This window comes from Candidatus Krumholzibacteriia bacterium (genome assembly GCA_035268685.1).
Taxonomy (GTDB): Bacteria; Krumholzibacteriota; Krumholzibacteriia; order JAJRXK01; family JAJRXK01; genus JAJRXK01.
Genome location: DATFKK010000170.1, coordinates 13,294 through 39,406, shown reverse-complemented (window position 1 = coordinate 39,406; position 26,113 = coordinate 13,294). Strand labels below are relative to the sequence as shown.

Below are 26,113 nucleotides of genomic sequence, written 5' to 3'. Positions count from 1 at the left end.
GTCGTGTCGTGGAACGGGGCCGGGTCAGCCCACGGCGCCTTCGAGACTCACGGCGAGCAGCTTGCCCGCCTCGACCGCGAACTCCATGGGGAGTTCGTTGAAGACTTCCTTGCAGAAGCCGTTGACGATCATCGACACCGCGTCCTCCTCGCTGAGACCGCGCTGCCGGCAGTAGAAGAGCTGGTCGTCGCCGATCTTGCTCGTGGTGGCCTCGTGCTCGATCTGCGCGGTGGGATTCTTGCTCTCGATGTAGGGGAAGGTGTGCGCACCGCACCGATCGCCGATCAGCAGCGAGTCGCACTGCGAGAAGTTGCGCGCGCCGTCGGCGCCCTTGTTCACCTTGACCAGGCCGCGGTAGCTGTTCTGCGCCGCCCCGGCGCTGATCCCCTTCGAGATGATCGTGGACTTCGTGTTCTTGCCGATGTGCACCATCTTGGTGCCGGTGTCGGCCTGCTGGGCGTTGTTGGTCAGGGCCACCGAGTAGAACTCGCCCACCGAGTTGTCGCCCTGCAGGATGCAGCTCGGATACTTCCAGGTGACGGCGCTGCCGGTCTCGACCTGCGTCCAACTGATCTTGGAGTTCTTGCCGCGGCACGCACCGCGCTTGGTGACGAAGTTGTAGATGCCGCCCTTGCCCTCTTCGTCGCCCGGGTACCAGTTCTGCACCGTGGAGTACTTGATCTCGGCGTCGTCGAGGGCCACCAGCTCCACCACCGCGGCGTGCAGCTGGTTCTCGTCGCGCTGCGGCGCGGTGCAGCCCTCGAGGTAGCTGACGTAGGCACCCTCCTCGGCCACGATCAGGGTGCGCTCGAACTGGCCCGTCTCGCGGTCGTTGATCCGGAAGTAGGTCGACAGCTCCATGGGGCACCGGGTGCCCTTGGGAACGAACACGAAGCTGCCGTCGGTGAACACGGCACTGTTCAGCGACGCGAAGTAGTTGTCCGTGGTCGGCACCACGCTGCCCAGGTACTTCTTCACCAGCTCGGGGTGGTCCTGCACCGCCTCGCTGAAGCTGCAGAAGATCACGCCGGCCTCGGCGAGTTTCTCCCGGAAGGTCGTCTTCACGCTCACCGAGTCGAACACGGCGTCGACGGCGACGCCGGTCAGCATCTTCTGCTCCTCGAGCGGAATCCCGAGCTTGTCGAAGGTCTCGAGCAGCTTCGGGTCGACCTCGTCCAGGCTCTCGAGCGTCGGCTTCTTCTTGGGAGCCGAGTAGTAGTAGATGTCCTGGAGATCCACCGGCGGATAGTTCACGTGCGCCCAGTTCGGTTCCTGCATGGCGAAGAACTGCTCGAGCGCCTTGAGACGCCATTCGAGCAGCCAGTCGGGTTCGCCCTTCTTCTGCGAGATCAGGCGCACGATGTCCGCACTGAGGCCCTTCGGAGCCCGTTCGGACTCGATCTCGGTCTCCCAACCGTGCTCGTACTCGCGGCGGGCGAGTTCCTCGATCTGACGGTTGTCGGTCATCGCACTCCCTCCTGCACGTCGTCGGACGTCACGCCGACCGCGTCGGTCGGGTCCTGATCCAGGCTCTCGCGCACGACGGTGACCGTGCGCTGCATCGTGGCCTCGTCGACCGCCAGGTCCCGGAGAGTGATCCGGGACAGGAAGACGTCGACCATGGTCTGCAATCCGGTCCAGAGCGACCGCACCGCGCAATCGTTGTTGTGCACGCAGAGACCCTCGCCCGAGGCCGACCGCGAGCAGATCTCGCCATCGTAGAACTTGCCGCCGAGGGCGTGGACCACCTCGTCCGCCGAGATGCTCTCTGCCGCGCGCGCCAGGCGGTAACCACCGCTCCGGCCCCGCGTGCTCTCGACCAGTCCCGCCTGGACCAGCAGGCGCATGATCTTGCCGGCGTAGGCCGGGGTCAGTCCCTCGGACTCGGCGATCTGACCGAGCGTGACCGAGGCCGGCTGGCCGCTGTCGTCGGTCCCCGCGCGCGCGATCGTGAGCGCGCAACGGAGTCCGAATTCTTCCTGCGCCGTCAGGATCACGGTGGAGGTCCTCGCTCGGGGGACGGGTCGCTCGATTGATGCACGCGGATCATTCCTTCCGGCCGCGCGCCGCATAGCATATCCAATCCGCGCCGAATCGCTACTCGAGAGTATAGATTTAGCCCGGCCGCCGCGGAGGGTCACGAAATCGGTCCTTCCGGGAGGTTGCGGAGCCCCCCACCACCGCGCGTCCGGCCTTATAATGTGGGGGACGGGCGGCGGCAGGGTCGTCCCGCCCGACACCCCTGAGAGGACCGTTTCCACCATGGCCGAATACCAGCTGGCCGAACACGGCAGCGCCTTCGTGGTGTCCATCGTGGGATACGACGGACCTCGCCTGCCGTTGCTGCGCGCCTTCGACGCCTGCCGCGACGGCAGATGCGGCTGCGCCACCGACCAGATCGACCACTTCGCCGGTGTGGACGCCGACGAACTGGACGGCCGGATCGAGCTGACCCTGCACGCCCGGCCCGGCGCACGGCTCGATCGCGAAGCGGTGGCCCGTTCGCTCGAGGAGACCCTCACGCGCTATCAGGGCATGTCGGTCTAGGTCCGATCACAGCCCTGACACCCTCGGCACGCCGGCGGACGCCGCGCGTGCCTCCTCGTGTGTGCGCACTCCGATTGCGGCGCCCCGGGTGCGGGTCTACGTTCCTGCCCGTGCGCTCCGCCACCTCGACCGATCCGGAGCGCCCGAGCGTCTCCAGACTCCGGTGGGAGGTTCCGTGGTGGTCGAACTCAAGCACGTTTCGCCCGATGCCAAGGCCGAACTCGAGGGCTCCGAATTCGACTGCGTGATCGCGGTCGGACCCATGAAGGAGTTCGGCGACCATCCCGAGATCCAGGCCCACCTCGACGCCGCCGCGGCCGTCGACGCGCGCAGCGACCATCTGGTCACCCTTCGTCGTGCCGACGATCTGGCGGGGCGGCGTCTGGTCATGGCTCCCACCGGCCAGCTCGACCGCGACTTCGACGACGTTCGCCGCTTCGGTGACGCCGCCCTGCGCGGGATCCAGCGCGCGCGCGAGGCCGGGGCCCGCAAACCACTCCTGGTCGTGGCCGGAGTCCCGTCCGACCCGGTCTACGGCAACGCCCAGGCCGTGTCGGTCCTCCAGGCCCTCGGTGCTCTCTGGGAGCCGCTGGAGGCACGCGAGGCCCTCGGCGAAGCCGACGTCGAACCCATGGAGATGCTCGGGTTCGTCGCCGACCGCGACGGAGACGCGATCCGCGATCGGATCCGGGCCGTCGAGGCCGGCCGCCGGCTCGCCCGCGATCTCGGAGGCACCGAGCCCGAACGTATGGCACCGCCCCGGTTCGCCGAACTGTGCGAGGCCGCCTTCGCGGGATCGAACGTCGAGGTCGAGATCGTCTCGGACCGCGCCACGCTCGAACGCGAGTATCCGCTCATGATGGCCGTGGGGCGCGCCTCGATGCAGGTCGAACGCCACCACCCGCGTGTGATCCGCCTCGAGTACCAGGGTTCGGGACCGATCGAGCGCACGATCCTGTTGGCCGGCAAGGGCGTCGTCTACGACACCGGCGGAGCCGACATCAAGGCCGGAGGCCACATGGCCGGCATGAGCCGCGACAAGGGCGGCGCCGCCGCCGTGGCCGGCTTCGTGAAGACGGTCTCGGAACTCGCTCCTGCGAACGTACGCGTGATCGCCGAGATCGGTGCGGTGCGCAACAGCGTCGGCGAGGACTGCTTCGTGAGCGACGAGATCATCACCAGCCATGCCGGCATCCGCGTACGCATCGGCAACACCGACGCCGAGGGACGCCTGGTCCTGGCCGACTGCCTCAGCCACCTGCGCGAGAAGGCCGTCGACGCCGAGAACCCCATGCTGTTCAGCGCCGCCACCCTGACCGGCCACGCCGCGCTGGCGGCCGGCCCGAACACCATTGCCGTCGAGAACGGCGCCGCCCGCGCGCAGAGCATCGGCGCCCGCCTGAGCGAGGCCGGGGATCTGTGGGGCGACACCTTCGAGGTCAACCGCTCGCGGCGCGAGGATTTCGAGTTCATCGCTCCGCGCAGCAAGGCCGACGACGTACTCAGCTGCAACAACAAGCCCAGCTCGGCGACGCCGCGCGGTCATCAGTTCCCCATGGCGTTCCTGGTGGTCGCCGCGGGTCTGTCCGACCACGGGTTGCGCAGCGAGCGTCCGCTCCCCTTCACGCATCTCGACGTGGCCGGAAGCGCGACCGAAGGTGGCGACTGGCAGCACGGCCGCCCCACCGGCGCTCCGATCCCGGCACTCGCCGCGGCGTTGCTCGAGTAGGAAGCGCGCGGTTCACCAGGAGGTCTGACGTGGACTACGAAGAACTCGAGAGCAATCTGCTGTTCTTCGACGACTGGAGCGATCGCTACCAGTACATCATCGGGCTGGGGGCGAAACTGCCGCCCCTGCCCGAGGACTACCACACCGACAAGTACCGCGTTGAAGGGTGCATGAGTCAGGTCTGGTTGAAGACCGACATCGTGCAGGAGAACGGTCAGAAGAAGCTGCGGTTCAACGCCGACAGCGACTCGGCGATCGTCAAGGGGCTCTTCGCCGTTCTGCGGACGCTGTTCAGCGACAAGACCCCCGAAGAGATCCTGGCCGTGGACCTCGACGCCGCCTTCGAGCGCATCGGACTCGACCGCCACCTCTCGCCGAACCGGCGCAACGGTTTCTACGCGATGATCGAGGAGATGCGGCGATCGGCGGCGGTGGTCAGATCCATGGGCTGACCACCGCCGCCCGTCTCCGTACGGGGTGAGTCGCTATCCCTGACGGAGATACTCGGCGGCCTGCACCGCGAAGTACGTGAAGATGACGTCGGCTCCGGCGCGGCGGATCGCCAGCAACGATTCGAGCACCGTGGCACGCTCGTCGAGCCAGCCGTTGGCCGCCGCGGCCTTCAGCATGGCGTACTCCCCACTGACCTGGTAAGCGGCCACCGGGAGCGTGGTCGCCTCGCGCATGAAGCGGATCACGTCGAGGTACGGCCCGGCCGGCTTCACCATCAGGTAGTCGGCGCCCTCGTCCTCGTCGAGCTCGATCTCGCGCAGGGTCTCGCGCACGTTGGCCGGATCCATCTGGTAGGTCTTCTTGTCGCCCGCCTTCGGTGCCGAGTCGAGCGCGTCGCGGAACGGTCCGTAGAAGCTCGAGGCGTACTTGGCGCAGTAGCTGAGGATCGACACCTCGGTGAAGCCGTCATCGTCGAGCGCTTCGCGGATCGCGCCGATGCGGCCGTCCATCATGTCGCTCGGCGCGATCACGTCGGCGCCGGAGCGCGCCTGGGCCAGCGCCTGCTTGCAGAGCACCTCGACCGTCTCGTCGTTCAGGATCCGGCCGTCGCGCACGATGCCGTCGTGGCCGTCGGAGTTGTAGGGGTCGAGTGCGACGTCGGTGAAGACCATGACGTCGTCGAAGCTCTCCTTCACCCGGCGGATCGCCCGCGGGATCAGGCCCTCGGGATTGTAGGACTCGTCGCCGGTCGGATTCTTGAGCGATTCCTCGACGGCGGGGAAGAGCACCACGCTCTTCACGCCCAGTTCGCGCGCCTTGCCCACCTCGTCGAGCAGAGTGTCGAGGTCGTGGCGGTCGCTGCCCGGCATGCTCTCGATGGGCTGCTTGCCACTGCCCGCGTGCAGGAAGAGCGGATAGACGAAGTGCTGGGGACCGACCCAGGTCTCGCGGTGCGACGACCGGACGACCTCGTTCTTGCGATTGCGGCGGGGGCGCTGGGGCAGGTGCAGCATGACATCCTCCGAAGACGGGACAGCGGTCGATCGCGGACTGGGCGGGGGAACGGCCCCGCGACCGGCGGGCGCGGAACCGGCAGAAGGCTAGGTGCGCCCGGCCCGGCGGTAAAGGTCACGAGGGCCGTCGATCACGATTTCGGGACACCCCGCGGCCGTCCATCCTTCACGAAAACTCCTCTCGACAGCGGGTCGGCCCGTTGGGCAGGCTCGTGGGTCCTGCGCCCGGCCCGTGACCGGTCCGCCGTCGGCGGACCACCGCTCCAGGAGATCGTGCGATGACCAGAACGCTGCGCACCCTGTGCGTGCTCGCCCTCGTGTCCTGTGCCCCCACCGCGGTCACCGCGGCCGAGACCGCCCGCGGCCACGTGTACGTCGACGCCGATGCCGACGGCCGCCGTGACACCGGCGAGGCCGGACTCGCCGACGTGGCCGTGAGCAACGGCCATCGCGTGGTCACCACCGACGCACAGGGGCGATGGCAACTCGAGGTCGAGGAGGGCGACGTGATCTTCGTCGTCAAGCCGAGCGGCTACCGCACGCAGCTCGCGCCGAACGGCGTGCCGCGCTTCTACCACGTGCACCGGCCCGAGGGCACGCCCGCCGAACTCGATCTGGCGTATCCGGGCCTGGCGCCCACCGGCCCTCTGCCCGATTCCATCGACTTCGGTCTGGTGCCCGTGGACGAACCCGAATCCTTCGACGTGATCCTCTTCGCCGACACCCAGCCGCAGAGCCACGTCGAACTCGACTACATCCGCGAGGACGTGTTGAACGAGCTGGCGGGTACCGACGCCGCGTTCGGCATGACCCTGGGCGACTTCCTCTACGACGACCTCTCGCTGTTCCCGCGCTACCTCGATCTGCTCGGGGCCCTGGGCGTGCCCTGGTACAACGTCCCCGGCAACCACGAGCTGAACTTCCTGTCGCCCGACGACGAGCACTCGCTCGCGACCTTCCAGCGCTACCTCGGTCCGACGACCTATTCGTTCACCTACGGCCGTGCCCACTTCGTCGTGCTCGACGACGTGGTCTACCGTGGCACGAGCCGCGGCGAAGAGGACGCTCCCGTGCGGGGTGCCGGCGGCTATTACGGCGGATTGTCCGAGCGTCAACTCGACTGGCTCGAAGCCGACCTGGCGCTGGTTCCCGGCGATCACCTCGTCGTGGTGACCATGCACATCCCCCTGCGCAGCCACGTCGATCCCGAAGCGCCGTACATCAACGTGCTCGATCGCGATCGGCTGTTCAGGATCCTCGGCGAGCGCGACCACGTGCTCTCGTTCGCCGGCCACACGCATCTCGTGGAGCACCACCACTTCGACGAGTCCGACGATTGGCCGGGCGACGAGCCGCTGCACCATCACGTGCTGGCCACCGTCTGCGGGAGCTGGTGGACCGGCCCGCACGACGAGCGCGGCGTGCCCGTGACCGTGCAGCGCGACGGCGTGCCGAACGGCTACACGATCCTGTCGATCGACGCCAACGAGGCGGTGGCACACTACCGCGCGGCGGGGCACCCAGCCGATCACCAGATGCGGATCGGCTTCGACCGCGCCTACCACCAACTCGGTGTGGCGCTGCTCGAGTCCTACCGTCCCGGCGAGCTGCAGGTCGGTCCCTTGCTCTTCGACGAACTGCCCTCGACCGACGTGTACGTGAACCTGTTCAACGGTGGTCCGCGCTCACGCGTCGCGATGCGTGTCGACGACGGTCCCTGGGTCGAGATGGAGCGTGAGGTGCGGGAGGATCCCTGGGTGCTCGAGCACATGGCCCGCCACGCCGACAGCATGAAGGGTTGGGTGGGACCGGTCGCGACCACGCACTTGTGGTTCGCCGATCTTCCCACCGAAGGTCTCGATGCCGGCGTCCACCGGATCGAGGTGCGGGCGACCGACGAGTACGGGACCGAGCACCGGGGGCACAGGATCTTCGAGGTGCGGCGCTGAACGACGAAAGCCGCCGTGGCGCGGCTCCGGCGGAGCGGCCACGACGGCTCGTCGTAGATCGGGATGGCAGCCCCAACGGGAATCGAACCCGTGTCCTCACCTTGAAAGGGTGATGTCCTAACCACTAGACGATGGGGCCGCCTGTGAGAAGCCAGGCTACGGGCGCTCGGCCGTCTTCGCAAGCATACGTCCACGAGGCTCTGCTCGGCCGCTGAGGGGCCGCAGAGGGTTCGTCGAGGGGTCTAGATCGATCTCCACACCCCGACCGGACGACCGAGCACCCGGACCTCGCCCATCTCGGGGGTGACGATGATGCTGGCCATGCCCTCGTTCTCGGGCTTCAGCTCGATGTAGCCGTCCCGCCGGTAGAAGCGCTTGAGTGTGGCGTCGTCGTCGATCAGCACCACGACGATCTCCCCGTTGCGGGCCTCCTGCTGGGGCTGGATCAGCACCAGATCGCCGTCGCAGATGTGGGCCTCCACCATCGACTCGCCGCGGACCCGCAGGAAGTACGACCGGCTATCGCGGACCAGACCCGAGTCGACGGTCAGCATTCCGTCGACGTTCTCCGCCGCGAGGATGGGGCTCCCCGCCGCAACCTCCCCCACGATCGGAACCTCGACCCGGTCGTCCGAGAGTACGGGCGAACCGTGGACGCTCGGAGATGCGTCCGCGGGTTCCCGCAGGATCTCGATCGCCCGGGAGCGGTCCCGACGGCGGCGGATGAACCCCATTTCCTCGAGGCGGACCAGGTGGTCCGACACGCTGCGCGTGCTCGACAGACCGACGGCCTGGCCGAGTTCGCGCATGGTGGGCGGATAGCCGTGTTCGCGCATCCAGCGCACCAGGGTGCGCAGGACGTCTTCCTGACGTGCGGTGAGCTCGCGGCGACGGGGAGGTGTCACGCGGTGTTCTCCTGGACCGGGACATCGCTGTCCAGCCCGAGCGCGAGCTGGGACCGGGAGCCGGAAAGATCGACGACCGGCGCGGAGGTGTCGGCGCCGAACGCCGGCAGCGGCCGCTCGACGACGTCCTGCCGGCGGCAGGTCAGGTGGAACCAACCGAGCGCCCGCTGATCGGCGCGATCGATGTCGACCTCGCCGATGCCATCGCGCCCGCGGCGGACGCCGACGCGCTGCGCCAGGGGAAGACCACTGAAGCAGTACTCCGACGCCCGATTCGACGTCGGGGCGCAGCGCGCGAGCAGACCGGCCTCGGACCAGGCCGCCAGTCGACCCTCCAGGGCCGGCCAGGCCTGGTCCTCGACGTGGACGACCAGCCGGCGGTCGAAGGACTGCAGCGCAACGGCCAGAGAGCGGGCACTGTCGACCGGATCCACCAGGCCGAACGCCATCTCGACCGGGCGCCGATCCGTCAGACCCAGCAGGTAGGCCGTGACCGAGTGCAGGCCCGGCAGCGGCGCCTCGACGCGGCTTCCACCCACGGACTCGATCGACTGCACGAGCGCCGACACCCGCCGCAGCAGCGGACTGACGTGCCAGGCGTACAGAGCGCGGAGCTCGGCGTCGAGACGCGCCCGCCACGAGGAGGGAAGACGCTCGTGGAGGGTGCGCTCTCGCAGGAGCGAACCGCGGTGCAGCAGATCGCGCAGTCCGGCGATCTGCTCGTCGTCGGGCAGACGGTGCTCGACGTCGAGCTGGAAGTCGGTCCACAACATGGGCGTCGAGACGCGCTCACCCTGCCGGCGCCGCGCGCCCCCGAGGACCATCAGGGGCAGAGCCCGGTCGCGCGCGAGACGAGCCAATGGATGGTCGTCGGCGGAGTCCGGGGGGACGGCCAGGGCCACGCGGTCGGCGCCCAGCCGTTGGATCCAGTGCTCGGCACGACGGCGCAGTTCCGCGGCATCGGAACCCGCGCCGTTCGCGAGCGCATCACCCTCGACACCCAGCAACACCACCGGTTCGTCCGGCCGCGCGAGTCCGCGGGCCTCGAGTTCCGGGGTGGCCTCCGCGAAGAGGCGTTGGAGAGCCGTGTCGCTCCGCGCGAAGGCCAGAACGCGCGGAGACGGGTCAGGGACACTCGCGGCGTCGTCGGACGCCCGACGCACGGGCAACCAGCGCGCAGGGAACAACACGCGCTGGGCCCGGGCCGCCGCACCGAGCACGGCGTAGAGGCCACGGAGGTCGACCGACCCCGCGTCCTCGCTGGATTCGTCCCACTCGAAGAGGACCGCGTCGCCCGGCGCGTCCCGCAGTCCCTGTTCCAACGCCAGGGCGTCGAGGTCACCCGCGGGAGTCGTGGCCACTTCGCGGACACGCGCGGATTCGAGTTCGGACAGATGGACACGGGGAATCCGGTGGGGCTCGGACATGTCAGTTCTCCCTGGGGTCGGAGTCGTCGTCGTCGGCCGTCCTGGGCGCACTCGGGGCGGGGGCGCTGGGCAGCCATGACACGCCGTCACGGCGGCGCAGTGGATCGAGCACGCTGCGGGCGTGACCGATGGCGCCCTCACCGAAGCGTTCGTGGACCGCGTCGAGGGCGCGCTCGAGCCGGGGCCGTTCGCGCTCGATCTCGCTGGCGAACAGGTCGCCCTGCTGCGCCGACACACTGGCCAGGTCGGTGACCCCGATGCCGATCAGGCGCACGGGGACCCGGTCCCAGTCCATCGACTCCAGCAGCCTTCGGCCGGTCTCGTAGATGGTGGTGTCGGAGTCGGTGGCCGCGGCCAGGGAGCGCCGACGGGTGAAGGTGTGGAAGCCGCGGTCGCGGATCTTGAGGACGATCACCCGCCCCGCCAGGCCGGCCCGGCGGAGGCGTGCCCCGACCTTGTCGGACAACCTCTGCAACACCGGCTCGAGTTCCTCGAGACCGGTACGGTCGACGGAGAACGTGGTCTCGTGGCTGACGCTCTTGTGTGGACGGTCGGGATCGACGCGGCCGGTCTCGCGGGCATGGACGACGTCGTGCAACAACGGTCCGGCCTTGCCGAAGCGGGCGGCGAGCTCCGGGCGCGGCGTGGCGACGACATCGGCCACGGTACGGATTCCGGCCGCGCGCAGGCGCTCGCGCATCTTGGGACCGACGCCCCACAGTCGCTCGATGGGCAGACCGGAGAAGAAATCCGGGCCGGCGCCGGCCTCCACCACGGCCACACCCCGCGGCTTCCGGAGGTCACTGGCGATCTTCGCGATGCGTCGGGTCTCGCCCAGACCGATCGAACACCAGAGACCGGTGCGCGTGCGAATGCGCCGGCGCAGCTCCAGGGCGAACCGGGACCAGTCCTCGCGGCGATCGCCCCGGATCTCGACGTCGGCGCCGTGCAGACGGGCACAGCCGGTGAGATCGAGTGCGGCCTCGTCGAGGGACAGGGGTTCGACCGCGGGCGCGACCTGCCGCAGGATCTGCATGACCTCGCGGCTCTTCTCGGCGTAGCGCTCCATGCGTCCGGGGATCAGCACGAGCTCCGGGCAGCGGCGCAGCGCTTCGGCCGTGGGCATGGCGCTGCGCACGCCGAACCTGCGCGCGGCGTAGGAAGCCGCGGCGATCACGCCCCGGTGCTCGGAGCGTCCACCCACGGCGATCGGCCGACCGGCGAGTCGGGGCTGGTCGAGCACCTCGACCGACGCGTAGAATGCGTCCATGTCGACGTGGGCGAACCACTTGCGGCGCATGCGCTCCGGATCCCGGATTCGAGGGTGCCCCCGGTGGGGCGTCGGATGCGTGCCTCGTCTTCTCCCCATCCGGGAGGCCCGAGACCACACATCTGTTTGGTGACCGGCAGTATGTGAAACAGATGTTTGGTTGTCCAGGGGGAAAATCGAGGAAATCCTCCCCCACCCGATACGGCTCGAAGTGGAAACGATCGGCGATATCACGAATCAAGACTGGATATACGGGACGGCTTCGCCCATAGTGCACGGCACGGAGGGAGGAGAAGCGCTCGTGGCCGGGAAGAGTGCAGATTCTCCCTCCGACTCCTTCACGGAACGGGCCGGGCGTCAGAGCGCTCGGCCCGTTTCTCGTTCCTCCACGACCTCGTAGACCGGGTCGCCCTCGCGCGGTAGCGTCCAGTTCGGATCGACACGCCGCTTCGCGGCGTCGCTCACCGGCACCAACATGGTCGTCGGGTGCCATCGGATCGGCTCTCCGGTCTGCTGCTCCACCACGGCTCCGGCCTCGAGCAGCCGCACCCGCTCGAGGAAGGGATGTCCGCGCAGCGCCCGCAACGCGGCGTGGAAGTGCCGACCGAACTCGTCGTCGACGAAGCCCGCCAGTCCCGCCGACTGCACCGCCAGCGCCACGTGCGATGGCACGTACGCCATCCCGTCGAGTTCGAGGTGCTCGCAGGCGAGCAGCAGCAGGCTCGCGACGTCGCGCAGAAGGCCGGTGCCCGGATGCTTCTGACCCGACAGTCCCGGCCGGTGCGCCGGGAAGTCCGAGCGTGGATTCTGACTGAGCATCCATTCCACGAAGAGGACGCGCAGACCGGGAACCATCTTCCACTCGATCCGACCGCGCAGCTCCATGATCACCGGCCGGTCCGGGGTGGCGGCGACCACGCGCAGGGTGTCCCCCAGCGGATTGTCCAGGTCGGCCTCGACCATGACGTGTTCGTAACCCAACGACCGCACCTTGCGCAGGAAACCCATGCGTTCCAGCGCGAGTTCGACTCCGTGGACCGTGTAACGTCCGAGCAGACGCTTCGCCGCGATCGAGTTCGGTCCGGGCATGTCCTCCTCGGTCAGGCCCCAGTCGTCGTCCGAGGGTTCGGACAGGAACATGGGCTCGCTCAGATGGCGCACCAGGCGCCGGTAGTCGGTGATCGGCAGGGCGGCCGTCGTCGGCGGTTCCACCGCGGTACCGGTGGCCAGCCAGGTCGCGAAGCGCGCCGTGTAACGCCACGCCTGGTGCCCGTAGCCGCCGGCGAGGAGGATCACCACGGGCAAACGCGACTCCTGCGGGCGGACGATCTCCATGACCCTCCGATCCCGGTACAGCATGGCGGCGGGGCTGATCTGCCAGTCGCCCAGACGATCGTCGTGGGCCGGATCGGCGCCGGCCAGATAGAACACGAACCCCGGCTGGACATCGGCCACCACGCGCGGCAGGACCTCCTCGATCGTCCGCAGGTAGAGCTCGTCGCCGACGCCGGTCCCCAGCTCCACGCTGGTCGACTCGACGGCCTCGACGTCGTCGAGGTGACGGTTGTGGATCGAGAGCGTGTGCACCGTCGGATCGTCGGCGAAGATCCGGCGCGTGCCCTCACCGTCGTGCAGGTCGAGGTCGACGACGAGGATCGGGCCGCCGAAGCCGCGATCGCGCAGGTGCGCGATGGCCACCGCGATGTCGTGGAACAGGCAGAAGCCCTGGCCACGGTCGGGCATGGCGTGGTGCAGGCCGCCGCCGAGGTTGAAGAGGACGCGCCGGTCCCGCAGCGCGAGACGTGCGGCGAGGACCGTGCCTCCCACCATGGCCCGCTGGGCGAGCAGGAAGTCGTCGACAGCCGCGGCGTCGACGGGGTGTCCGATCACTCGCGACAGACCGTCGGCCGACTCGAGGGCCCGCAGATAGTCGGGATCGTGCACGTGCAGGAGCTTGCGCAGCGATACGCGGCGCGTCCGGTGCAGGTCGCCCTGCCGGAGGATTCCCTCCTGGTCGAGCTGCGTGAGCACCCGCTGCCCGCGCCGGCGGTCGACGACCGGAGAGTCGAGGTCCACGGCGTACCGGCGGCTGTACACCCACTCGACGGGCGCACCGTGGCGTCGCGGAACGAAGCGGAGGAGCCTCCGACGCCACCGCCGTCCTCGTTGTCTCCATCGGGTCGTGTCCATCCGATGTCCTCCGTGGACCCGGGGCGCTCCGGGCGTTCGGGGCGGGCCGGTGCGTCGCATCGGGACCCGGGCTCTTCTTACCGGAGCCGGTCCCGAAGGGCCGTGCGTCGCTGCTCACGCGCGCGCACGGCCGCACGGATCGCGTCGATGCTTCCCACCACCGTCACCGACCGTCGCGCCCGCGTCACGCCCGTGTACAGCAGGGATCGGGTCAGCAGCGGGTGACGATCCCGCGGCAGCACGAGCAGGACGTGATCGGCCTCCGACCCCTGGGACTTGTGCACGGTCATGGCCCAGGCCGTCTCGTGTTCCGGCAGCCGGGCCACGGCCAGGCGACGCACCGAGCCCGTGGAGTCGCGAAGGAGCAGCGAGGGTTCTCCGTCGTGTTCACGGTCGGGCGCACACACGCCGAGGTCGCCGTTCGACACGCCCAGGGCGGCGACGTTGCGTCGGATCATCACCGGCCGTCCCGGATACCACGTCTCCGTCGTGTCCCACGCGCGTTCGGCGCGGCGCCGCAAGCGACGCTCGACACGGGCGTTCAATCCCTGCACTCCCCACGGCCCGCGGCGCAGCGCGGCCAGCAGGCGCACCCCCGACTCGACCCGGCGCAAACGCTCGAGATCGTCGCCGTCGTCCTGACCGGGAACGTGTTGCAGCCAATCGTCGAGCACGGGATCGAGGGTGTCGGCGGTCTCTCCCGGTTCCACGCGCCGCACCTCGTCGAACGCGCCGGTGTCGAGCACCTCGAGCACGTGATCGGGCTCGCCGGCGCGCAACGCTTCGGCGAGTTGCGCGATCGCCGGTTGGGCGTCGAAGCGATGGTTCACCCGGAGTTCGACGGTGGCATCGGCGAAGACGTCGACGTCGGCCGCGGTCTCGATCTCCGATTCGAAGAAGGGGCGTGCGAAGGCCGCGAAGCCCGGCGACCGCAGATCGCCACGCGTGGTCCGCGCCGCCACGAGATCGGCGAGCACCGCCCCCGCGTCGACACTGGCCAACTGATCGGGATCTCCCAACAGGATCAATCGCGCGCGCGGTGGCAAGGCATCGACGAGCGCCCGGGCCAGACCGAGGTCGAGCATCGAGGCCTCGTCGACCACGACCACGTCGTGCGGCACCGGGCGCCGGGCGTCGTGACCGAAGGATCCGTCGTGCGGGCGTGCCCGCAACAGGCGGTGGACCGTCACCACGGAAAGATCCAGCGCCGCACGCACGCGATCGCTCACGGGAAGCCCCGCGCGCTGATCGGCGAAGGATTCGCTCAGGCGCGCCGCTGCCTTTCCCGTGGGCGCGGCCACGGCCACACGCAGGGACGGATCGGCCGACAGCAGCAGGGCGAGGACACGGATCACGGTCGTGGTCTTGCCCGTGCCCGGCCCGCCGGTGACCACCGTCAGACGCGAGCGCAGGGCGGTCGCCGCAGCCAGGGCCGGACCCGTCGGTTCGCGCAGCGTGAACAAGCGGCCGAAGGCCTCGACGCGATCGGGGGTGGGCAGAGTGTCGTCGACGTCGGAGGCGAGCGCACGCAGCCGTCGGGCGAGTTCGATCTCGGCGCGATCATCGCGGTACAGGGCGAGGCTGCCGTCGGTGCGCCGGACCAGCGGTGTGGCCTGCGATCCGTCGCCGACCCAGGGCGATGCGGCGAGCGCATGCTCCCACGCGGCCACGTCGGGCAGGACCACACCGTCCAGATCGGGATGCTCGCGCACCGACGACCAGTCGTCGGGATGGATCGCGCCGTGTCCGCCACTCCTCTGGACCACGAGCAACGCGCAGAGCGCGGCCAGCGTGGCGGCACGCTGCGGACCGATCCGTTCGACGTTCGCACGCCACGCGGTGTGCGCGAAGGCGCGCGCCATGGGATCGAGATCGTCGCGCTGCAGCCAGGGCAGCCCTTCGATCATCGCGCACCCCCTTCCACCGCCGCCACGGCGAAGCAGGCGTCGACCGCGCCGACCAGGGCCCGGTCGGGCCGCCACCGCACCCAGCCCCGGTCGGGGCGTCCGCACAGTCCGCGCAGGAAGACGTAGGCGCCCCCGGCGCAGTGACGATCGTAGTCGTAGTCCCGGAGACGCACGCTCAGATGCCGGTGCAGCGCGACCTGGTACAGCAACAACTGCAGGTGGTAGGCGTGCTCGATCATCGCGCGGTGCACGGCGTCGGGATGGTAGTCGTCGACGTCGTCGCCGAGGTGGTTGCTCTTCCAGTCGATCAGGAACCACCGACCTTCGTGTTCGAAGACGAGGTCGACGATGCCACCGAAGAGTCCGCCCTCCTGCCGACCCGGCTGGGCCATCAGTTCGTCGACGAGACCGTCGGCGATGTCCCGCGGCGCGTGGTCGCGCAGTGCTCGCGCGAGACGCGGCAGGTCGAGGTGATCGACCGGGAGACGGAAGTTCCACTCGTTCGCACGGTGGGCCGCGTCGACCCGGGCGAGTTCGAAGTCCTCTCCGGGAACGCGTTCACGTCCCACCCGGGCGACCAGGTCCACCGCTTCGCGCAAGGGGTCGATGTCGGCGGCGTGGGCGGCCGGTCGGAGCATGTCGTGGTTCTCGAGGATCCGGCGCACGCGGTCGCGGTGATCGGGATCGGCCGGATCGGCGCCGAAGTCGCTGTGCTCGAGGATCTCGTGCAGGCAGTCACCGGCGCGGGGACCACGAGCGAAGGCGAAGATGCCCTCGGGCACGGACGCACTCACGGCGGCGGTGGTTTCGACCGCGGGATCGTCGTGTTCGGCGAGCGCGACCTCGGGCGGGACGCTTGGGTCGACGTCGCGGGTCAGGCGCGTGAAGCTCGACACGTACCAGGGGACGAGACGACCGCGCACGTCGGCGGGAAGCACACGCGCCCGCAGTTCGCCGACGTCGTCGGCATCGGCTGTCGTCGGTTCCGCCTCGGCCCGGACGGCCTCGCAGGAATTCAGGCGACGGAGTTCCTCGTGACGGCTCCCGGAACCCGGCTCGGCCTTCAGCACGTCGAGCGCGCGGGCCACCCAGCCCGTCGTCGATTCGCCCTCGGCTCGTGCGGGCCGGTGCAACAACCAGTGCAGGGGCGAGAAACGGCGTTCGGCCTTCTCGACACTCCGGGGCGTGAAGTCGGTGTCGACGACCACGCAGCGGCGCTCCGCCCGTGTCATCGCCACGTAGAGCAGACGCAGTTCCTCGGACAGCCCTTCGACCACGGCGCGCTCGCGACACGCGTCGTCGGCATCGACGGTCCGCCAGTCCACGGTCACGCGGGTCCGGTCGTCCGGATCGTGGTGGACCCACGGCGCGCGTGCCGGGCGGTCCTCCCACGCGAAGGGCACGAACACCACCGGGTACTGCAGCCCCTTGCTCGCGTGGGCGGTGACGATCTTCACCGCGCGCTCGTCGCGCTCCAGGCGCAGGCGCGTGACGTCGTTCTCGTCGCCGTCACGCTCGGACCACAGCGCCGCCACGGTGCCCTCGGGACGCAGGCCACGCTCGGTCTCGAGGCCGTGGATCCACTCCATGGCGTGACGGAGATCGGTGACGTCGCGCTCGCCGTCGCGCTCGGACAGCCACCGGACCTCGACCTCGCGCTCGGCCACGATCGACGACAGGACGTCGAACGCGCCGCGGCGCCGCCAGCGTTCCCGCAACGCCTCCAGTTCGACCACGACGTCGGCCATGGCGCGCTCGTCGTGTTCGAGTCCCGTGAGGCGGGAGAGCGGTGCGCCCCACAGTCGCGTGGCCAGCGCGGTGCGGACGCGCCGGGTGTCGGTCGGATCGAGGACCGCCTCGAGCACCGCTCCCGCCTCGGCCACGACGTCGGTCGCCCGCACGTCGCCCGAACCGCGCACGATCGCGTCGATACCGGCCTCGCGGAAGGTGTCCTGCATCTCGCGGCTCTGGGCGTGGGAACGGGTGAGCACGGCCACGTGTCCGGGATGAACCCTCTCGCCGTCGATCGGGACCCGCGACCGCAGCAGGCGCTGCGTGTGCTCGACCACCCGGGCACATGAGGCACGCCGGTAGTCGTCCTTCTTCGTGCCTCCGAACTCCCGGGCCCCGTCGGCGTCGATCCGGATCCATTCCACCGCCGGTCGACCATCTCCGATCGACAGGGCCTCGGCCGACTTCTCGGCCTGCACCCGACCCGACTGCAGGTCGTCGAGCGCGAAGGCGCCGTCGGCGGTGAAGAGCGCGTTCACCGTCTCGACCAGATCGGGATGGCTGCGGTGGTTGCCGGGCAACGAGGTGGTCGCCCGGGCGGCGTCGCGCGCCCGAAGGTAGGCGAAGACGTCGGCACCGCGGAATCCGTAGATGGCCTGCTTGGGATCGCCCACGAGGATCAACGGCGCGTCGGTGAAGAGCGTCTCGAAGATCGTCCACTGACGAATGTCGGTATCCTGGAACTCGTCGACCAGCGCGGCGTCGATCGAGCCGCGGATGCGGTTCCGCAGAGCGCGACGGGTGTCGGGGTCGATCAGCCGGTCGTGCACCTCGCCGATCATGTCGTCGAAGTCGCGCAGGTTCGCCGCCTGCTTGGCCGCGGCGAAGCGCCGGGCCGCCGATTCGAGCAATGCCCGCCGCAGGACCTCGAATCCGCGCTCCAGAGAGGACTCCAGCGGTTCCAGGCGGTCGACGACGGCCTTCCACACCTCGTTCTTCAGCGGCTTCGTGCCGACGGTCTTCTCGATCCTTCCGGGCAGCAGACCCATGAGAACCGACCAGGTGGTCTCGTCGTCGGCCAGGGCGCCCTCGTCCACGATCCGACGGAACTCCTCGAAACGCGCGCGGTGTCGTCCGGCCAGGCCCTGTTCCACCGTGTCGACCGCCTCCCGCAACGACTCCAGGAACCCCGGGTCGTCCAGGAGACCGGCGAGGATGCCGCGCACCTCGCGGTCGGCGTCGTCGACCGAGCTCTCGACGGCGGGCAGGAACTCGGCGCCGTCGTACTGCAGCCGCGTCTCCAGGTCGGCGTACAGATCACGACCCCGCCCTTCCTTGCGCGGCGGGTAGCTCTTCTCGGCCAGCCACGCCGCGCGCCAGGGTGGGCCGGCCTGCACCTGCGCACGCCAGGCGTCGGCCACCGCCACCTGCCGGAGGAAGTCGCTGTCCTGCGTCTCGTCGGTCTCGAAGACCAGTCCCGCCTCGAAGGCGCTGTCCTGCAGCACGCGCGCGCAGAAGCCGTGGATCGTGCTCACGCGTGCTTCGTCGAAGTCGCGCAGGGCGCGCAGGACACGATCGCGGGCGAGCGCACGGTCGTCGCACCGCTCCACGAGGCGCTGCACGAAGTCGTCGTCGACCTTGCAGCCCATCAACGCGTTCCGTGTGTCCTGGAGACGTGTGCGCAGACGTTCGCGCAGCTCGTGCGTTGCGGCCACGGTGAAGGTCACCAGCAGCAACCGGTCGATCGAGGCGACCCTGCCCTCGACGACCAGTCGGGTGGCCAGCGCGGTCAACGACCAGGTCTTGCCCGTCCCCGCGCTCGCTTCGATCAACAGGGGAAAACGGTCGAGGGGTTGGCAGACGGGATCGAACCTCCGGGAGGTCTCGTTCACGAAGTCCCCCCCTTCGCGCCGGACGCCGGCGGCCACTTCGCCTTCTTGCGGCCGCTGGTCGCGACGACGACCGGATCGAAGAGCCGCGCCCAACGCAGGAAGTCGTCGTCGATCAGTTCCGAGGTCCGCACGCCCCGCATGCAGAGGGTGACCTCGTCGTCGCCGCGGTCCCCCCGCGCGTGGTGGTCTCCCTCCCAGGCCGAGGCCAACTCGCCGAAACCGTGCCGCGCGACGTCGGGGTCGAAGCGATCGTCGACGCCCCGGGTCTTCGAGCACCACGCCACCGTGCTGCGTCGGAAGAACCGCAGGGGTCGGCGCTGACCCTCGACGAAGCCTGCGATCATCTCGTCGAGCAGAGCGATGGGATCTCCGACCCCATCGGTGAGGACCTTGAACGCGCCCTCGGCCGCGACGACACAGGTCGCCCACGGCGGCGGGCCGTCCTCACCGCGCGTGGCCCCCAGGATCACGTGCCGCACGTAGGCCTCGATCAGGGCATCGGCCTCGACCTTCGGCTTCGGTGTCCACACGACCTGACCCTGCGCGGGGTCGATGTCGAGCGTCCCGGTCAGACGCCAGGTCGGCCCACTCCGATCGACCTCCCGCGTCCGCGGCCGCGGATCCGAGGCGAGCACGTCGTGCCAACGTCCGAGCGTGGTCTCGACCACCTCGCGCGCATGCGCGCGTCCCGAGCGACCGCTCGCCGTGCCCAGTTCGTGTTCGGCGCGCTCCACGATCGCGTCGACGGGCGGCAGGTCGTCCACGTGATCGACCATCCAGCGTCGGATCCGATACTTGCCGAGTGCGTCCACGCCGAAGGGCTCGTCGTCGAGGTCGCCCTCGTCGAAGTGCAGCGCCATGCCCAGCACGCGCGCGACGAACCAGCGACAGGGGTTGCGCCAGAAGGTGACGAGGTCGTCGACGGTCACCAGCGCGCGGCCCTCGGCGTCGCGGACCAGGCCGTCGTCGACACGGCAGGAGTCGACGAAGGGACTGCGTTCCGCCGTCCGCGAACGCAACGCGCGCGCGGCGTCGACGGTCTCGCGCGCGTAGGTGAAGTGCTCGGGATGGTCGTCTCGGCCGTACGCGGCGTGGAAAGGTTGCAGTCGGTGCTCCACGGTGAGCACCGCCGAAGGCTTCGTGTCGGGATCGGCGTCGACCACGAAACTCGCATCGATCACGTCGACCAGTTCGTCCAGACACACGCTGCGCGCGATCTCCGTACCGTCGCGTTGCGACATCCCGATGGCCGTCAGCGCCAGGCGCCGGCGGGCCGAGGTCAGCACCTCCAAGAGCATCTGCCGGTCGTCGGCGCGGGGCGAGCGGTCCCCGCGACGCGGCCGACCTCGGGTGAGATCGAGCCCTTCGGCCGGATCCCGGCGCGGGAAGGAATCGCTGTCGAGTCCGGCGACGGCGATCATCGCGTAGGGCAGACTCCGCATGGGCCGCAACTCGGCCACGGTGATGCTGCCACTCACGAAACCCTGCCCGGCCGCGTCGTCGGCGAGCTGCGCACGCAGTGCGGCGGCGAAGGTACTGCGCGCGACGTCGGTGTCGTCGTCGCGGGCGACCTCGGCCAGGGCCTCGATCGTCCGCACCAGGTCGACGCGCAGTGCGGCGTCGGTCCGACCGTCGGCGGCGGTGAGCGCGAACAGTGCCGACCGCAGGTCCTCGCACCACCGCCGCAACGAGCGCGGCCGGACCAGCCGGTCGAGCTGTGCGAACAGTGCGTCGACGGCGGTGGCCAGACGCCCCACGGTCTCCGCGCGGCCGGTCGTGGCGTCGGCACGGGGAACCACACCGTCGATCGTCACGTCCGAGCGGCCCAGGGCGAAGCCCAGCACCAGGCGGTCGAGTCCCTCGCGCCACGTGCCGCCGTCGAGATCCGGGAGATCGTGTTCGGCCGCGCGCGTCACCGGATCGCGACCGAAGCGGATACCGGCTCCGCGGACCAGGTCGTGCACGTCGCTCGTCGGCACGTCGTCCAGACCGAAGCGACGCGCCACGGGTCCGGACTCGAGCAGTTCGAGCACGCCACTCGCCGTGTGGCGTCCACCGGCGTGGTCGAGCAGGTCGAGCGCGAAGCGGGCGAAGTCGGAGTGGTCGGTGTCGCGCCCGTCCGCCACCTGCACCGGAAGGTGCACCGGGCCCGCCGGGGTCGCGCGCGGGCTCTCGAAGACGGCCCGCACGAAGGGCGCGTAGCGATCGATGTCGGGCACGAGGACCAGCACGTCCGAGGGCTCGCGCACCACCCCTTCTTCGAAGGCGCGCAGGATCTCGTCGCGCAGCACTTCGATCTCGCGGCGCTCGGAATGGCACACGTGGATGCGCAGCGAACGGTCGTCGGGCCGCACGCGCACGCGTTCGGGAGCCGCGCGTTCGTCCGCGCGGGCCGGCATGCGGGCGTCGAGCAGATCCTGCTGCAGCTGGCCGAGCACGGTCCTCTCGGGTGCCGTCTCCCGCTGGACCTCCGGATGGATGCCCTCGAGTTCGGTCAGCTGATCCTGCAGGTCACGGCCCACCCGCCCCCACTCGGCGAGCAACGGGTGGACCTTCGCCGCGTCGAACAGGTCTCCCTGCTCGACCGGTTGCCACCGCGCCGGACGCGCGTCGCCGATGTACTCGCGTGTGGGCGTGAGCGTGGCGATCGTCACCTCGCGGTGCCGGGACACCGCCTCGGCGAGAGAGAGCAGCACCGGAGGGACCGAACTCAGACCGAACAGCGTGACCCGCCGGGGAAGTCCTTCGATACCCTCCCCGCGTTGCAGACGCCCGATCCCATCGTCCAGGTCGCGCGCGAGCGACGGACGATCGGCCTCGTCCACCAGGGTGTTCCACAGCGCGCGCTGCCAGATCTCGCCGCCACTCTCGTCGGGATCGTCGCCGAACCACTCCCCGCGCTCCCAGCGCAGCAGCTCGGGCACGCGCAGGGTCTGGTACTGCACGAACAGGCGGGCCACGCGCCGGGCCAGTTGCCCGCGCTTGCGCCGGTCGGGGTCGTCGGCCAGGTAGCGCTCGAGCGGCGCGCGGGCGTCGGGCTCGAGATCGAGTTCTTCGACCCTTCCCAGCCAGGCGTGCACCCGCCAGGGCAGGGCCTGCGGCCCGAAGGGATCGGCGGTGTCGTTGCGGGTGCGGTCGAGGACGATGTCGGTGGTCCGTCGCGCCCAGTTGAACGGAAACGGATACGCCACCGAAGCGGCGATTCCCAGATCACGGGCCAGGAGCAGGTTCAACCAGCGGGACATGCCGCGGCTGCCCACCACCACCGTCTCGGTCTCGAGCGGAGGCAACGGCCGGGCGTGCAGGCGGGCGACGAGGTCGTCGGCCAGGTCCTCCAGACGATCGCTCGTGGGCAGACGCAGGCCGGATTCGAGGGGAGGTGCGGTCATCGGCATCGGCAGGTGGTACGAGACGGGAGCCTCGGGGCGGCGCAGTGTAGCGCGCGGCAGCGCGGCGGTCGAGACCGGGCTAGGCGCGGCGTTGACCGGAGCCCGCCTCCCGCGCACCCTGGATCGTGCCGGGAGATCTCCCCCACCCGTCAAACCGGATCGATGCACGACGCCGACGATCCCGCGATCGACCCCGCCTGGCTCGCGACCCTGCGCGCGCGCATGCTCGAGATCGCCGGACGTCGGGTCCCGGACGACGCGGTCGAGGACGTCGTCCAGGAGACCCTGGGCATCGTCCTCGAGAAGGGCCCCGGCATCGCCATGCGCGAAGGAACCGCGAATCCACCGCTCGCCTGGTGTTTCGTGGTGCTGCGCAACGTGACCGGCAACTGGTACCAGAAGCGACGTTCGCACGACGACGTGGACACGATCGACCTCGCCGATACGGCACCCGATCCGATCGACGCGCTCGACCACGAACGCCGCCACCGCGCGGTCCACGCCGCCCTGGCCACTCTGCGCGCCGTGTCGGAGGAATGCGCCCGCTGGTTGTGGGCCATGGCCCAGGGCCAGCGGCCGGCCGACCTGGCCGCCGGGGCCGGACTCGAACCGGCCGTGTTCTACCGGCGCGTGTACCGCTGCCGCAAGAAGCTCGAGGAGATCCTGCGGCGCGAGGGGGTGCAGCCGTGAACGAATATCCCGATCGACACGACGACGAAGCGATCGAACGCTGGGCTGCCGGCGACATGTCCGGCTCGGAGCGCGGGGCGTGGGAGCGGCGCGCGCTCGAATCGCCGGAGCGGAGCGAGGAACTGTACGCGGCGATCTCGATGCGCGAGACTCTGCGGGAGACCGCGAACGCGACGCCGACGCGTCGGCGGACACGGTGGGCACCGCGTCGCCTGGCTGCCGCGGTCGCCGCGGTGGCCGCGGTGGTCGTCTTCGTCGTGTTCGGCCCGTTGACCGAGCCCGGTGACGACGGAACGCCGCGTCTGCGGGGCACGGGCAGCTCCATCACGCCGCTCGCGCCCGAGGGCGAGTTCGACCACTTCCCCCGCCGCTTCACATGGTCGACCACGACCGACGAACCGGGAACCACCTATCGGTGGGAACTCTACGACGCGCAGGCACGACGGCGCGCGACGGAGGTCGTCGCCGATACCCTCCTCGTGCGCGCCCCGGAATCGACCCCCGCGGACAGCACGGGTCGTTGGCGGTGGATCGTGGTCGAGATCGCGCCCGACGGCGCCGAGGGCGGGACCAGCGCGAGCACGAGCTTCGAGGTGGTCCCGCCGCGATGACCCGTCGATGGCTGCTCGCCACCGTGTTCCTTTGCCTCGCGACGGTGGCGACGCCGTTGCCCGCGAGGGCCACGCTGGTCGACCGTGCGCGCAGCGCACTCGCGGATCGGCCCACCACACCGGAGCGGATGGAAGACCACGAGGAACGGCTGCTCGCCTACGCCGATTCGCTTCGGGCCCAGGACGAGATCGGACTCGCCGCGCGCTGCCTCGAAGTCGCGGGCATCGGTGCCTATCGGCGCAACGCGCTCGACCTCGCGCTCGAACGATGGCAGCGGGGTGTCGACCTGGCCCGCACCGAGGGATCGCCCCGCACGGAATCGTCGCTGCTCAACGCGCTGGCGATCGGTCACACCGTGAGCGGTGACGTCGAGGCGGCGCTGCCCGTCTACGAACGCTCCCTCGAGCTGCGCACCAGCCTGGCCGACACCGTGGGTCTGTCGCGCACCTGGGGCAACCTGGCGAACGCCTATGCAAACATCGGCCGCAACGCCGAGGCGCTCGAGGCCACCGCGCGCGAAGAGCACTGGCTGGCCTTCACCGACAACCACACCGGCCGCCTGGCGAACGCCCTCCGACGGGCCCAGCTGCTGAACCAGTTCGGACGCCCGACCGAGGCGCTGGTGTGGGCGGAGCGTGCCCTCGCCATGGTCGACGACCACGAGCTCGAAGAGCATCGAGGCATCGCCTGCATGCGCATGGGCGACGTGCTGCTCGACCTGCGCCGCTTCGACCGGGCTGCACCGTGGCTCGAGCGCGCCCGCGACCTCGCCCGAGCGAACGGAGATCGCTACACGGCGAGCTACGCCGAGCAGATGCGGATCGTCGCCCTGCTCGAATCGGGGCGGGCCGATGAGGCGCTGGATGCGGTGCCGCCCTTGATCGACGAAGTCCGGACCGCCGGCAACGATCCCCTGCTCACCGTCCTGCGTCGACTCGAGGGACACGCCCTCTTCGCCCTCGGCCGTGTCGACGAGGCCGAAGCAGCCCTGCGTACCGCGCTCGACCTCTTCGAGGCGCGCCGGAGCGAGCTCGTCGACGAGCGCAGCCGCGCCGGGATCTTCGCGGCGAGCGGAGAGGTCTACGCCGCCCTCGCGCGCTGCCTGCTCGAGCGCGGCGACGTCGAGGCGGCCTTCGACGTGGTCGAACGCGGACGCGCCCCGCTGTTCCGTGAACGCGTCGACCAGGACGTTCCGGATCGCGATCGTCTGCAGACGATCCTCGCCGAGCACGACGGGGCCCTGGTCCTGTTCAACGACTCCCGCTCGGATCCGCTCGTGGCCTTCGTGCTGACGGCCGACACGCTGGTCGCCGTCGAAGTCGGTCCGGTGCACGAGCCGGCGGCCGACGCCCGCGCCGCCCTGCGTCTGCTCGCCGCCGGCGAATCGATCGAAACGTGCGCACCGATCCTCGAGCGCCTGGAGCGGCAGATCCTGTGGCCACTGCTCGAGGCGATCCCCACGGACACGCGCCGTGTGCTCCTGGTCCCGCCGTCGTCGCTGGCCGGCTTCCCCTTCGGCCTGCTGCGCGATCGGGAGGGGATGGAATGGACCGATCGCGTCGCGCTCGGCTACCTGCCGAACGCCGCGTCGCTCCTCGCGCTCGCCGCGCGAGCACCAGCCGACGGACCGCTGGTCGCGCTGGCGGACCCGGACTTCCCGCGCGGCGTCGCTCCGGGACCGCTTCCCGAGTCGCCGGGACGCGCGCGGGCGGGCGTTCCGCTGCCCGAAGCACGGAAGGAGGTCCGCACGATCGGTGATCCGTCGTCGGTGGTCGCCGTGGGCGGAGCGGCCACCGCCGCCATGCTCCGCGACGACGTCACGCGCGACGCCGCGGTGCTGCACCTGGCCACGCACGCCGTCGTCGATCCGGTCGACGGCCGGCGATCGGCCCTGGTCCTCGCCGACGACGAGGGGCCGGCCGTCGTCGAGGCGCTCGAGGTCGACGGGCTGCAGCTGTCGAACGACCTCGTGGTACTGAGCGGCTGCAGCACCTTCGGCGATCACCGCGTGCTCGGAGAAGGATGGTTCGGACTTCCCCGGGCCTTCCTCGGCGCGGGATCCCGCAGCGTGATCAGCACGCTGTGGGACGTCGACGACGTCGGTGCCCGCCGCTTCGTGGAGCACCTGTACGAGGGGCTACGGGCCGGACTTCCCCGCGACGAGGCTCTCGCCCGCGCGCGGCGGCGCGCCCGCGCCGAGGGACTGCCCCCACGCGAGTGGGCGGCCTTCGTGCTCACCGGACCGGGACACGAGCCCGTCGCCGCACTGGCCGGCACCGGCCCGGCGGGCAACGGCGCACCGTCCGCTCCTTGGATCGCACTCGGACTGGTCCTGCTCGCCCTCCGCGGGCTCGTCGTGCGGCGACCGGCCGGCTGACCCCGCGCGATCGCCGCGGGAGATCTCCGCAT

Annotated in this window: 17 protein-coding genes and 1 tRNA gene; 7 read left to right on the top strand and 11 right to left on the bottom strand. The window is 70.2% G+C overall.

Annotated features, from left to right (window positions below; all coding sequences use genetic code 11):
• Positions 1–24: 24 nt before the first annotated feature.
• Complete coding sequence (gene sufB, locus VKA86_15930; protein ID HKK72695.1) at positions 25–1,467, bottom strand: Fe-S cluster assembly protein SufB; 1,443 nt, start codon at positions 1,465–1,467, stop codon at positions 25–27.
• Positions 1,464–1,997: an Rrf2 family transcriptional regulator gene (locus VKA86_15925; GenBank protein HKK72694.1), complete on the bottom strand. Its 534-nt coding sequence runs from the start codon at positions 1,995–1,997 to the stop codon at positions 1,464–1,466. Before VKA86_15925 ends, sufB begins: the two co-directional genes overlap by 4 nt.
• Positions 1,998–2,262: 265 nt before the next feature.
• Here VKA86_15925 and VKA86_15920 point away from each other — a divergent pair, with 265 nt between their 5' ends.
• From VKA86_15920 to VKA86_15910, 3 genes are all read left to right on the top strand, one after another.
• Positions 2,263–2,547, top strand: a complete 285-nt coding sequence (locus VKA86_15920; protein ID HKK72693.1) for a hypothetical protein — start codon at positions 2,263–2,265, stop codon at positions 2,545–2,547.
• A 178-nt stretch (positions 2,548–2,725) separates the two neighbouring features.
• Entirely contained in the window at positions 2,726–4,276 is a 1,551-nt protein-coding gene (locus tag VKA86_15915; protein ID HKK72692.1) for a leucyl aminopeptidase family protein, read from the top strand.
• 29 nt (positions 4,277–4,305) lie between these two features.
• Positions 4,306–4,728: a SufE family protein gene (locus VKA86_15910; GenBank protein ID HKK72691.1), complete on the top strand. Its 423-nt coding sequence runs from the start codon at positions 4,306–4,308 to the stop codon at positions 4,726–4,728.
• 33 nt (positions 4,729–4,761) lie between these two features.
• Here the strand turns inward: VKA86_15910 and hemB are convergent, their stop codons facing one another.
• On the bottom strand, positions 4,762–5,742 hold the full coding sequence (gene hemB / locus VKA86_15905) for a porphobilinogen synthase (GenBank protein HKK72690.1): 981 nt from the start codon (positions 5,740–5,742) through the stop codon (positions 4,762–4,764).
• Between the two features lie 278 nt (positions 5,743–6,020).
• Between hemB and VKA86_15900 the strand changes: the two genes are divergently transcribed.
• Positions 6,021–7,691, top strand: a complete 1,671-nt coding sequence (locus tag VKA86_15900) for a calcineurin-like phosphoesterase family protein (GenBank protein HKK72689.1) — start codon at positions 6,021–6,023, stop codon at positions 7,689–7,691.
• 64 nt (positions 7,692–7,755) lie between these two features.
• On the opposite strand, the gene VKA86_15895 is transcribed toward VKA86_15900, so the two are convergent.
• From VKA86_15895 to recC, 8 genes are all read right to left on the bottom strand, one after another.
• A tRNA-Glu gene (locus tag VKA86_15895) sits at positions 7,756–7,830 on the bottom strand.
• Between the two features lie 103 nt (positions 7,831–7,933).
• Positions 7,934–8,596: a transcriptional repressor LexA gene (gene lexA / locus VKA86_15890; GenBank protein HKK72688.1), complete on the bottom strand. Its 663-nt coding sequence runs from the start codon at positions 8,594–8,596 to the stop codon at positions 7,934–7,936.
• Positions 8,593–10,023 (bottom strand): hypothetical protein, encoded by a 1,431-nt coding sequence (locus tag VKA86_15885; GenBank protein ID HKK72687.1) that lies wholly within the window; start codon positions 10,021–10,023, stop codon positions 8,593–8,595. The genes lexA and VKA86_15885 overlap by 4 nt, the downstream gene beginning before the upstream one ends.
• A 1-nt stretch (position 10,024) precedes the next feature.
• Positions 10,025–11,392: a DNA polymerase IV gene (locus tag VKA86_15880; protein ID HKK72686.1), complete on the bottom strand. Its 1,368-nt coding sequence runs from the start codon at positions 11,390–11,392 to the stop codon at positions 10,025–10,027.
• 258 nt (positions 11,393–11,650) lie between these two features.
• On the bottom strand, positions 11,651–13,483 hold the full coding sequence (locus VKA86_15875; protein HKK72685.1) for a histone deacetylase: 1,833 nt from the start codon (positions 13,481–13,483) through the stop codon (positions 11,651–11,653).
• Between the two features lie 77 nt (positions 13,484–13,560).
• Entirely contained in the window at positions 13,561–15,390 is a 1,830-nt protein-coding gene (gene recD, locus VKA86_15870; GenBank protein HKK72684.1) for an exodeoxyribonuclease V subunit alpha, read from the bottom strand.
• A complete protein-coding gene (locus VKA86_15865; protein HKK72683.1) occupies positions 15,387–19,013 on the bottom strand; it encodes a UvrD-helicase domain-containing protein in 3,627 nt (1,208 codons plus the stop codon). Before VKA86_15865 ends, recD begins: the two co-directional genes overlap by 4 nt.
• Positions 19,010–22,402 (bottom strand): exodeoxyribonuclease V subunit gamma, encoded by a 3,393-nt coding sequence (gene recC / locus VKA86_15860; protein ID HKK72682.1) that lies wholly within the window; start codon positions 22,400–22,402, stop codon positions 19,010–19,012. Before recC ends, VKA86_15865 begins: the two co-directional genes overlap by 4 nt.
• Before the next feature lie 162 nt (positions 22,403–22,564).
• Between recC and VKA86_15855 the strand changes: the two genes are divergently transcribed.
• Genes VKA86_15855 through VKA86_15845 form a run of 3 tightly spaced genes read left to right on the top strand, consistent with a single transcriptional unit; the run spans position 22,565 to position 26,081 of the window.
• Complete coding sequence (locus VKA86_15855; protein HKK72681.1) at positions 22,565–23,092, top strand: sigma-70 family RNA polymerase sigma factor; 528 nt, start codon at positions 22,565–22,567, stop codon at positions 23,090–23,092.
• Positions 23,089–23,703 (top strand): hypothetical protein, encoded by a 615-nt coding sequence (locus VKA86_15850; protein HKK72680.1) that lies wholly within the window; start codon positions 23,089–23,091, stop codon positions 23,701–23,703. The genes VKA86_15855 and VKA86_15850 overlap by 4 nt, the downstream gene beginning before the upstream one ends.
• Positions 23,700–26,081, top strand: coding sequence for a CHAT domain-containing tetratricopeptide repeat protein (locus tag VKA86_15845; GenBank protein ID HKK72679.1), 2,382 nt, complete (start codon positions 23,700–23,702; stop codon positions 26,079–26,081). The genes VKA86_15850 and VKA86_15845 overlap by 4 nt, the downstream gene beginning before the upstream one ends.
• The last annotated feature ends 32 nt before the right edge of the window (positions 26,082–26,113 follow it).

Bases quoted from the DNA above. Each gene is read 5' to 3' on its own strand.
- sufB (HKK72695.1), bottom strand. From the start codon at position 1,467: ATGACCGACAACCGTCAGATCGAGGAACTCGCCCGCCGCGAGTACGAG.
- VKA86_15920 (HKK72693.1), top strand. From the start codon at position 2,263: ATGGCCGAATACCAGCTGGCCGAACACGGCAGCGCCTTCGTGGTGTCC.
- hemB (HKK72690.1), bottom strand. From the start codon at position 5,742: ATGCTGCACCTGCCCCAGCGCCCCCGCCGCAATCGCAAGAACGAGGTC.
- VKA86_15900 (HKK72689.1), top strand. From the start codon at position 6,021: ATGACCAGAACGCTGCGCACCCTGTGCGTGCTCGCCCTCGTGTCCTGT.
- VKA86_15885 (HKK72687.1), bottom strand. From the start codon at position 10,023: ATGTCCGAGCCCCACCGGATTCCCCGTGTCCATCTGTCCGAACTCGAA.
- VKA86_15880 (HKK72686.1), bottom strand. From the start codon at position 11,392: ATGGGGAGAAGACGAGGCACGCATCCGACGCCCCACCGGGGGCACCCT.
- VKA86_15875 (HKK72685.1), bottom strand. From the start codon at position 13,483: ATGGACACGACCCGATGGAGACAACGAGGACGGCGGTGGCGTCGGAGG.
- recD (HKK72684.1), bottom strand. From the start codon at position 15,390: ATGATCGAAGGGCTGCCCTGGCTGCAGCGCGACGATCTCGATCCCATG.
- recC (HKK72682.1), bottom strand. From the start codon at position 22,402: ATGACCGCACCTCCCCTCGAATCCGGCCTGCGTCTGCCCACGAGCGAT.
- VKA86_15855 (HKK72681.1), top strand. From the start codon at position 22,565: ATGCACGACGCCGACGATCCCGCGATCGACCCCGCCTGGCTCGCGACC.
- VKA86_15845 (HKK72679.1), top strand. From the start codon at position 23,700: ATGACCCGTCGATGGCTGCTCGCCACCGTGTTCCTTTGCCTCGCGACG.